Source organism: Cupriavidus sp. 05T313 (assembly GCF_056396665.1).
This window is the reverse complement of the sequence record NZ_JBFTLX010000284.1, coordinates 1-8,507: the sequence shown is the minus strand read 5'-3', so window position 1 is coordinate 8,507 and position 8,507 is coordinate 1. Positions and strand designations below refer to the sequence as shown.

The window sequence follows — 8,507 nt, the reverse complement described above, 5'->3', positions numbered from 1 at the left end:
ACAACGTGTCGATCACGGTCAAGCTGATTGCCCCGATCGCCATGGAAGAAGGCCTGCGTTTCGCCATCCGTGAAGGCGGTCGTACCGTCGGCGCCGGCGTCGTGGCAAAGATCCTCGACTAAGCAAACTTCCTGGAGCAGGCTGGCGGTACAATACCGCCGGCCTGTTCCCTTGTTCCAGGGCGCTCGCCGCCCATCGCTCTTTTAAGGAAATATCATGCAGAACCAGAAGATCCGTATCCGCCTGAAGGCTTTCGACTATCGCCTGATCGACCAGTCGGCAGCCGAAATCGTGGATACCGCCAAGCGTACCGGCGCGATCGTCAAGGGCCCGGTGCCCCTGCCGACCCGTATCCAGCGCTTCGACATCCTGCGTTCGCCGCACGTCAACAAGACGAGCCGTGATCAGTTCGAGATCCGTACTCACCAGCGCCTGATGGACATTGTCGATCCTACCGACAAGACCGTTGACGCACTGATGAAGCTCGACCTGCCGGCCGGCGTCGACGTCGAAATCAAGGTGTAAGGTATTCCGCACAAGACCGCCCCTGGCGGTTTTGCGCAAACAGAAACGGCGAACTTCGGTTCGCCGTTTCTGTTTTTGTGCCCCCCTCTCCCCGTTGCACGGCCGGCTAGGCGGGCCCGCGCCGGCGGAGCGTCTGCCCCGGTGGCTCGCCGAAACTCTTGCGATATTCCACACTGAAGCGCCCCAGGTGGCTGAAGCCCCAGCGCAAGGCCGCGGCGGTGACCGAATCGAGGGCCCGGTCGTTCAACAAGTCCTGATGCACCCGTTCCAGCCGGACTGCGCGCAGGTATGCCATCGGGCTGATGCCGCGGTGCTCGCGAAATCCCGCATACAGCCCGCGCAGGCTRACGCCGGCCACTTCGGCCAGCAAGGCTGGCGTCAACGGTGCGTTGGCATGGGCATGGATGTACTCTTCGACCAGTTTCACATGACGCGGTGCCAGGGGTTTGCCGCGCGCCMGCAGTGCTTCGCTGAGACTGTGGGGCTGCACCGTCAATAGCGTGCCGATCACCAACTGCTCCAGCTGGCAGGCAGTGAGCGGATGCCGGGCCGCATCCGGTGCCAGCGCCATCACATCCGCCAGGTAGTGCACCATCTGGTACCACGCCGCCAGACGCCGCCACGGCATGCCTAGCTCGAAACGCAGCGGTTGTTGGGGACGATGGCCCAGGTACGCCGCGCACACCCGCTCCAGCGCGCCGCGCTCGACGCGCACGATCAACTGGTCGCTGTCGCGGCTCCAGCGCATTCGCACCGGATCGCAAGGCGTCAGCACCGAAGCGGTTTCCCGGTCGGAAAGGATCTCCTGCTGGCCGCAACGGATTTCCGCATGGCCGGCTATGGGCATCTGCACCAGCAGGAAGTCGTCAAGCGGCCCGGGCTCGATCTGCACCTCGGCCCCATAGGCCAGCCGGTTGAATGAGACCGCGCCAAGGGGCGCATGATACATGCGCGCCGCCAGCGCGGTGCCGCCGATGGTGAGCTTGTGCGGCTTGAACACCATGCCGACGGCGGCCCGCGTCTCGGCCTGGTCGGTCGAGGCGAAGACCAGCCGGGTAGGGTCGTCTAGCAGGGCGCCAGCCAGCGGCTCGGTGGCCGTGGCCGCGGGGGGCTGCGGCATTGTCTCGCTCCTCGGCATCATTGGCGCGCCGTTCCTGGTGGGGGATCCTCCTGCCTGCGGACCGTGCTGCTGCGTTGCCGCATTGGCCCCGCGCTGGTCTGCGGACGGAATCCTTCACATCACTATAGTGGATCGCTTCCTCGCGCCACTTGCCCGCCCCGCCATTTTCCTGCACTAATCGGATAGCCGCTGCAGCCGGTGGCTAGTTTGCTGCGGTGCGGATCGCCCATGATCGAATCCAGCACGGCAGCCCAACCCCCAAGAACAAAGGAGCGCAGCCCATGGGCCAGACTATCCAGATCCAAGCCGCCGACGGCAGCGGCACATTCAATGCCTACCTGGCCACGCCCGAATCGGGCAAGGGGCCTGGCATCGTGTTGTGCCAGGAAATCTTCGGCGTCAACGCCACTATGCGCGCCGTGGCGGACTACTACGCCGAGGAAGGCTACACGGTCCTGGTGCCGGACCTGTTCTGGCGTATCGCACCCGGCATTGAACTGGGCGACCGCGGCGAAGACTTCCAGCGCGCCCTTGGGCTGTATCAGCGCTTTGATGAGGCCCTCGGCGTCAAGGATGTGGGTTCGGCGCTGGAAGCGCTGCGCGCGCGTCCCGAGTGCGTGGGCCAGACGGGGGTGCTCGGCTTTTGCCTGGGTGGCAAGCTCGCCTACCTGTCCGCCTGCCGCCTGGACAGGGTGGCCTGCGCGGTGGCGTACTACGGCGTCGGCATTGAGCATGCACTGGCCGAGGCAGCCCACATCAAGGGCCGGCTGGTGCTGCATGTGGCCGAGCGCGACGGCTTCTGCCCGCCGGAGGCGCAAGCGCAGATCCGCGCTGCCCTGGGCGGCAAGGATGGCATTGAGCTGTATGTCTATCCCGGCGTCGATCATGCATTTGCCCGCGCCGGCGGCGAGCACTATGACCGACCGTCCGCGCTGATGGCGCACCAGCGGTCGATTGGCGCGCTGCGCGCAGAGATGGGTCCGCACTACGACTTCTCGGCCCTCTGGGACAAGCACTGCGAATACGAATTCGCCACCCGCGATGTCGATGCCACGATGGCGACCATGGTGGCGGAGCCCTACGTCAACCATATCCCGACCATGACCGGTGGCGTCGGCTATCGGCAGCTCAAGCGCTTCTACCAGAACCACTTTGTCCACAGCAACCCGCCGGACACCACGCTGATTCCGCTGTCACGTACGGTGGGCGCCAGCCAGATCGTCGACGAGCTGCTGTTCTGCTTCACGCATACCTGCGAGATTGACTGGATGCTGCCTGGCGTGCCACCCACTGGCAAGCGAGTGGAGATTCCGCTTGTCGCCATCGTCAAGTTCCGTGGCGACAAGCTTTACCACGAGCACATCTACTGGGACCAGGCCAGCGTGCTGGTGCAGATCGGCAAGCTCGATCCGACCGGGCTGCCCGTGGCCGGCATCAAGACTGCCCGCAAGCTGCTCGATGAAACGTTGCCCTCCAACGCGCTGATGGCACGCTGGCAGGAGAGCGAAGGCAAGTAGGCGGGGCGGGACCGCCGCCCCGGCAATCGACAAAATCAAAGCAAAAGGGGCGTGCCCGGCGCGCGCCGCGGGTACCGCTTGGTCCCTGCGGCGCATGGGCAACGCACCGATACAAGGAGACAACGTCATGAAAGGACTGCAGGACAAAGTCGCCATCGTCAGCGGCGGCGCCACCCTTATCGGCGCGGGCGTGGCGAAGGCCTTCGTCGAGGCCGGCACGCGAGTGGCGATTCTCGATATCGATGCCGCCGGCGGCGAGCGTGTCGCCGGCGAGCTGGGCGAACGAGCACGCTTCATTCGCGCCGACATCACCGACGACGCCGAGGTGGCCGCGGCCGTGTCGCAGGTCACGCGGCACTTCGGCGGCATCGATTACCTCGTCAACCTGGCCTGCACCTATCTCGATGACGGCTTCAAATCGAACCGCCGCGACTGGCTCACCGCGCTCGACGTCAATGTGGTCTCCAGCGTGATGCTGGCCCAGGCCGTCCACGAGGGAATGCGCGCGCGCGGCGGTGGCGCGATCGTCAACCTCACCAGCATCTCGGCCAACGTGGCGCAGACCGGCCGCTGGCTCTATCCGGCCTCCAAGGCAGCGATCCGGCAGCTCACCCGCAGCATGGCGATGGACCTCGCGCCCGACCATATCCGCGTCAACGCTGTCTCGCCGGGCTGGACCTGGTGCCGGCTGATGGACGAGGTCAGCGGTGGCAACCGCGAGCGTACCGATCGCGTGGCGGCGGACTTCCACCTGCTGGGCCGCGTGGGCGAGCCCGATGAAGTGGCCCAGGTGGTGCTGTTTCTCTGCTCGGACCATGCCAGCTTTGTCACCGGCGCCGACTACGCGGTGGACGGCGGCTACTCGGCGATGGGCCCGGAGCAAAACGTGCCCGCCATCCCGCGCCTGGCCGGCTGAAACCGCGATGCGGGACTTCGACTTTCACGCTGAACCTTCAAGTAGGAGATTGCCATGAGCCAACGCATTGCCATCGTCGGCGCCGGCCAGTCCGGCCTGCAGATGGCCCTGGGCCTGCAAGCCAAGGGCTACCGGGTCACGCTGCTGACCAATCGCACGCCGGACCAGGTCCGCGCGGGCAAGGTCATGTCCAGCCAGTGCATGTTCGATCGCGCGCTGCAGACCGAGCGAGAGCTGGGCTTGAACTGGTGGGATGATGCGTGCCCGCCGGTGGAAGGGATCGGCCTGGCGATTCCGCATCCGGAACAGCCTGCCGCCAGGTTGATCGACTGGGCTGCCCGGCTCGACCATCCGGCCCAAGCGGTGGACCAGCGACTCAAGATGCCGGCCTGGATGGAAGCCTTCGCGCAACGCGGTGGCGACCTGCGCATTGCCGATGCCGGCGTCGATGAACTGGAAGCGCTGGCTCGCGAGCATGATCTTGTGCTGCTTGCGGCTGGCAAGGGCGAGATCGTCAGCCGTTTCGAGCGGGACGCCACGCGCAGTCCTTTCAGCGCGCCGCAGCGTTCGCTTGCCCTGACCTATGTGAACGCAATGGCGCCGCGCACCCCGTTCTCGCGGGTTTGCTTCAACTTGATTCCCGGCATTGGCGAATACTTCGTCTTCCCGGCCCTGACGCTATCCGGCCCCTGCGAGATCATGGTGTTCGAGGGCATACCGGGCGGCCCGATGGACCGCTGGGCCGATGCGCGTACGCCGGAGCAGCACCTCGCCGAGAGTCTGCGCATCCTGCGCACCTGGTTGCCGTGGGAGGCGGAGCGCTGCGATGCGGTGACGCTGACCGACGAGCAAGGCATTCTCGCCGGCCGCTTCGCCCCGACCGTGCGCCGGCCGGTGATGACCTTGCCCTCGGGCCGGCTCGTGTTCGGCATGGCCGACGCTGTCCTCGTCAACGATCCCATTACCGGACAGGGCTCCAACAACGCCGCCAAGTGCTGCAAGGTGTATCTGGATGCCATCATTGCGCACGGCGATCGCGGTTTCGACGGGGACTGGATGGAGCAGACGTTCGCGCGCTACTGGCAGTACGCCGGCGACGTAGTGAACTGGACCAACTCCCTGCTCACGCCACCGCCAGCGCATATCCTGTCGCTGCTGGGCGCGGCAGGCCATGCGCCAGAGCTGGCCGCCCGCATTGCCAATGGCTTCGATAATCCGCCGGACTTCTTCCCCTGGTGGTCAGATTCCGCTGCCTGCCAGCAGTTGATTGACCAGCATCTGCCTCAGGCGGCCTGATATGGAAGCCGCTTGCGCTGTGCTGGATACCAGGGCGCTGCGGCGGGCCTGTGGCCGCTACGCTACTGGCGTGGCGGTCATCGGTGCCTGCGGTGCCGAGGGCCGTCCGATTGGCTTGACCATCAACTCTTTCGCCTCGCTATCCCTGGCGCCCCCGCTGATCTTGTGGAGCCTCGCACTGCACTCGCCAAGCGCCGCGCATTTCGCCGTGGGGAAGCACTTCGGCGTCAGCATCCTGCAGGCGGGCCACGGCGAGCTGGCGCGCCGTTTTGCCACGCCTGCCGAGGACAAGTTTGCCGGCGTCTCCCATCGGCGCTGTGAGCGGGGCGTACCTTATCTCGATGAAGCGTTGGCCACGCTGGCGTGCAGGGTGGAGCGCGCGGACGCGGTAGGAGATCATCTACTGATCGTTGGCGAAGTGCAGGGGTTTGAAGTGGGGGAGGGTGAACCGCTGGTGTTTTTCGGCGGGGAGTTCGTGAAGGTTGGGCGGTAAGGCTTCCGATTCGGTGCCGAAATTGCCACTTTTGCTGTCAAGACGCGCGGTGCCAGCGCCCCGCAACCGTAGTCAACGCCACAAAACAACACCGGCCCCACCGCGCACGCCCCAACTTCCTAAGGCACTCTTGCTCTTTCCAAACCGCTGCGATATAGTGTAAGGCTACCCGTTTGTCTATGGGTAGTGGGCCGGCCAGCTTGGCCGCGCGCAGTCTTCTTCAGCGCAAGCCCCGCACTGCAAACACTGTTTTCGTGTATCAATCAGCCCCGGCCAATCGCAGCTGGGAATGGAGCAAACCATGAGCCTTGGCCTTGTAGGTCGCAAGGTTGGCATGACCCGTATTTTCACGGACGAYGGCGATTCAATTCCCGTTACCGTGGTCGAGGTCGGCGACAACCGCGTGACACAAATCAAGACGGACGAGACCGACGGTTATACCTCGGTTCAAGTCACTTTCGGCGCACGCCGCGCTAGCCGCGTCACCAAGCCTTTGGCAGGTCACCTTGCCAAAGCTGGTGTTGAAGCTGGTGAAATCATCCGCGAATTCCGCATCGATGCCGCTAAGGCTGGCGAACTGCAACCCGGCGGCACGCTGTCGGTTGACCTGTTCGAAGTCGGTCAAAAGATCGACGTCCAGGGCGTGACCATCGGTAAGGGCTACGCCGGTACCATCAAGCGTCACCATTTCGCATCGGGTCGTGCCACCCACGGTAACTCGCGTTCGCACAACGTGCCGGGTTCCATCGGTATGGCGCAGGATCCGGGCCGTGTGTTCCCCGGCAAGCGCATGACCGGCCATCTGGGTGACGTCACCCGCACCGTCCAGAACCTGGAAATCGCCAAGATCGACGCAGAGCGCAAGCTGCTGCTGGTCAAGGGCGCCATCCCCGGCTCCAAGGGCGGCAAGGTYATCGTTACYCCGGCCGTCAAGGCCAAAGCCAAAGCTTAAGGAGCGAATCAATGGAACTCAAGCTCCTCCAGGACAAYGGYCARATCGGCGCMRGCGTTGMCGCKTCGCCCGAAGTSTTCGGCCGTGACTACAACGAAGCCCTCGTTCACCAGATCGTCGTCGCTTACCAGGCTAACGCTCGCAGCGGTAACCGTAAGCAGAAGGATCGTGAAGAGGTCAAGCACACGACCAAGAAGCCTTGGCGCCAGAAGGGTACGGGTCGCGCCCGTGCCGGTATGTCTTCCTCGCCGCTGTGGCGCGGGGGCGGCCGTATCTTCCCGAATTCGCCGGAAGAGAACTTCACGCAGAAGGTCAACAAGAAGATGTTCCGTGCCGGTATGCGCTCGATTTACTCGCAGCTCGCACGTGAAGGTCGTATCAACGTGGTGGACGGTTTCACCGTCGATGCGCCCAAGACCAAGCTCTTGGCCGACAAGTTCAAGGCCATGGGCCTGGACTCGGTGCTGATCATCACCGACAGCCTCGACGAGAACCTCTACCTGGCTTCGCGCAACCTGCCGCACGTGGCAGTTGTCGAGCCGCGCCAGGCTGACCCGCTGTCGCTCGTGCACTACAAGAAGGTGCTGGTGACCAAGGCAGCCGTCGCGCAGATCGAGGAGTTGCTGAAATGACGCAAGTAGCCAAGAACGATCATCGTTTGATGCAGGTGCTGCTCGCGCCGGTGGTTTCCGAAAAGGCAACCCTGGTCGCCGACAAGAACGAACAAGTCGTGTTCGAAGTCGCTCGCGATGCCAACAAGGCAGACGTGAAGGCGGCAGTCGAACTGCTGTTCAAGGTCGAGGTGCAGTCCGTTCAGATCCTGAACCAAAAGGGCAAGCAAAAGCGTTTTGGCCGTTTCATGGGGCGTCGCAACCACGTGAAGAAGGCTTACGTTTCGCTCAAGCCGGGTCAGGAAATCAATTTTGAAGCGGAGGCCAAGTAATCATGGCACTCGTCAAGACCAAGCCGACGTCCCCGGGCCGTCGCTCCATGGTGAAGGTGGTTAACGCCAACCTGCACAAGGGCGCGCCCCACGCTCCGCTGCTGGAAAAGCAATTCCAGAAGTCGGGCCGTAACAACAACGGTCATATCACCACCCGCCACAAGGGCGGTGGTCATAAGCACCACTATCGCGTGGTCGACTTCAAGCGCAACGACAAGGACGGCATCCCCGCCAAGGTCGAGCGTCTGGAATACGATCCGAACCGCAGCGCCAATATCGCGCTGGTGCTGTTCGCCGACGGCGAACGCCGCTACATCATTGCCACCAAGGGCATGGTAGTTGGCCAGGCGTTGATGAATGGCTCGGAAGCTGCGATCAAGTCGGGTAACAACCTGCCGATCCGCAACATTCCGGTTGGTACCACCATCCACTGCGTGGAAATGCTGCCGGGCAAGGGCGCTCAGATCGCTCGCGCCGCAGGCGGTTCCGCCGTGCTGCTGGCTCGTGAAGGCATCTACGCCCAGGTTCGCCTGCGCTCCGGTGAAGTGCGTCGCGTTCACATCGAATGCCGCGCCACCATCGGTGAAGTCGGTAACGAAGAGCACAGCCTGCGCGTCATCGGCAAGGCCGGTGCAAATCGTTGGCGCGGTATCCGCCCGACGGTTCGCGGCGTTGTGATGAACCCGGTGGACCACCCGCACGGTGGTGGTGAAGGCTGGACCACCCGCACGGTGGTGGTGAAGGC

11 protein-coding genes are annotated in these 8,507 nt (G+C 64.1%); 10 read left to right on the top strand and 1 reads right to left on the bottom strand.

The features are described 5' to 3' along the window. The coding region (locus AC1DKD_RS35855; protein ID WP_076607016.1) for an EF-Tu C-terminal domain-related protein at nucleotides 1-122 on the top strand (122 nt) is incomplete at its 5' end. Nucleotides 123-216: 94 nt separating this feature from the next. Continuing rightward, a complete protein-coding gene (gene rpsJ, locus AC1DKD_RS35850) occupies nucleotides 217-525 on the top strand; it encodes a 30S ribosomal protein S10 (protein WP_006160488.1) in 309 nt (102 codons plus the stop codon). Between the two features lie 106 nt (nucleotides 526-631). Here rpsJ and AC1DKD_RS35845 read toward each other — a convergent pair whose 3' ends face one another. Further along, a complete protein-coding gene (locus AC1DKD_RS35845) occupies nucleotides 632-1,645 on the bottom strand; it encodes an AraC family transcriptional regulator (RefSeq protein WP_477144341.1) in 1,014 nt (337 codons plus the stop codon). Nucleotides 1,646-1,926: 281 nt separating this feature from the next. On the opposite strand from AC1DKD_RS35845, the gene AC1DKD_RS35840 reads away from it, so the two are divergent. The 8 genes from AC1DKD_RS35840 to rplB form a co-directional block, all read left to right on the top strand. Beyond that, nucleotides 1,927-3,162: a dienelactone hydrolase family protein gene (locus AC1DKD_RS35840; RefSeq protein WP_441632746.1), complete on the top strand. Its 1,236-nt coding sequence runs from the start codon at nucleotides 1,927-1,929 to the stop codon at nucleotides 3,160-3,162. Between the two features lie 127 nt (nucleotides 3,163-3,289). Continuing rightward, nucleotides 3,290-4,078, top strand: coding sequence for an SDR family oxidoreductase (locus tag AC1DKD_RS35835; protein WP_441632744.1), 789 nt, complete (start codon nucleotides 3,290-3,292; stop codon nucleotides 4,076-4,078). Between the two features lie 54 nt (nucleotides 4,079-4,132). After that, nucleotides 4,133-5,374, top strand: a complete 1,242-nt coding sequence (locus tag AC1DKD_RS35830; protein WP_441632742.1) for a styrene monooxygenase/indole monooxygenase family protein — start codon at nucleotides 4,133-4,135, stop codon at nucleotides 5,372-5,374. Nucleotide 5,375: 1 nt separating this feature from the next. Continuing rightward, nucleotides 5,376-5,867, top strand: a complete 492-nt coding sequence (locus AC1DKD_RS35825; RefSeq protein WP_441632740.1) for a flavin reductase family protein — start codon at nucleotides 5,376-5,378, stop codon at nucleotides 5,865-5,867. A 301-nt stretch (nucleotides 5,868-6,168) separates the two neighbouring features. Beyond that, nucleotides 6,169-6,819, top strand: a complete 651-nt coding sequence (gene rplC / locus AC1DKD_RS35820) for a 50S ribosomal protein L3 (protein ID WP_035870770.1) — start codon at nucleotides 6,169-6,171, stop codon at nucleotides 6,817-6,819. Between the two features lie 11 nt (nucleotides 6,820-6,830). Beyond that, nucleotides 6,831-7,451 (top strand): 50S ribosomal protein L4, encoded by a 621-nt coding sequence (gene rplD, locus AC1DKD_RS35815; protein ID WP_477144340.1) that lies wholly within the window; start codon nucleotides 6,831-6,833, stop codon nucleotides 7,449-7,451. Then, nucleotides 7,448-7,762: a 50S ribosomal protein L23 gene (gene rplW / locus AC1DKD_RS35810; RefSeq protein ID WP_006160473.1), complete on the top strand. Its 315-nt coding sequence runs from the start codon at nucleotides 7,448-7,450 to the stop codon at nucleotides 7,760-7,762. Before rplD ends, rplW begins: the two co-directional genes overlap by 4 nt. 2 nt (nucleotides 7,763-7,764) lie before the next feature. Then, a partial coding sequence (gene rplB / locus AC1DKD_RS35805) for a 50S ribosomal protein L2 (RefSeq protein WP_477144339.1) occupies nucleotides 7,765-8,507 on the top strand: 743 nt, incomplete at its 3' end.

Coding starts and splice junctions, on each gene's coding strand:
- rpsJ (WP_006160488.1), top strand. CDS start 217: ATGCAGAACCAGAAGATCCGTATCCGCCTGAAGGCTTTCGACTATCGC.
- AC1DKD_RS35840 (WP_441632746.1), top strand. CDS start 1,927: ATGGGCCAGACTATCCAGATCCAAGCCGCCGACGGCAGCGGCACATTC.
- AC1DKD_RS35835 (WP_441632744.1), top strand. CDS start 3,290: ATGAAAGGACTGCAGGACAAAGTCGCCATCGTCAGCGGCGGCGCCACC.
- AC1DKD_RS35830 (WP_441632742.1), top strand. CDS start 4,133: ATGAGCCAACGCATTGCCATCGTCGGCGCCGGCCAGTCCGGCCTGCAG.
- AC1DKD_RS35825 (WP_441632740.1), top strand. CDS start 5,376: ATGGAAGCCGCTTGCGCTGTGCTGGATACCAGGGCGCTGCGGCGGGCC.
- rplW (WP_006160473.1), top strand. CDS start 7,448: ATGACGCAAGTAGCCAAGAACGATCATCGTTTGATGCAGGTGCTGCTC.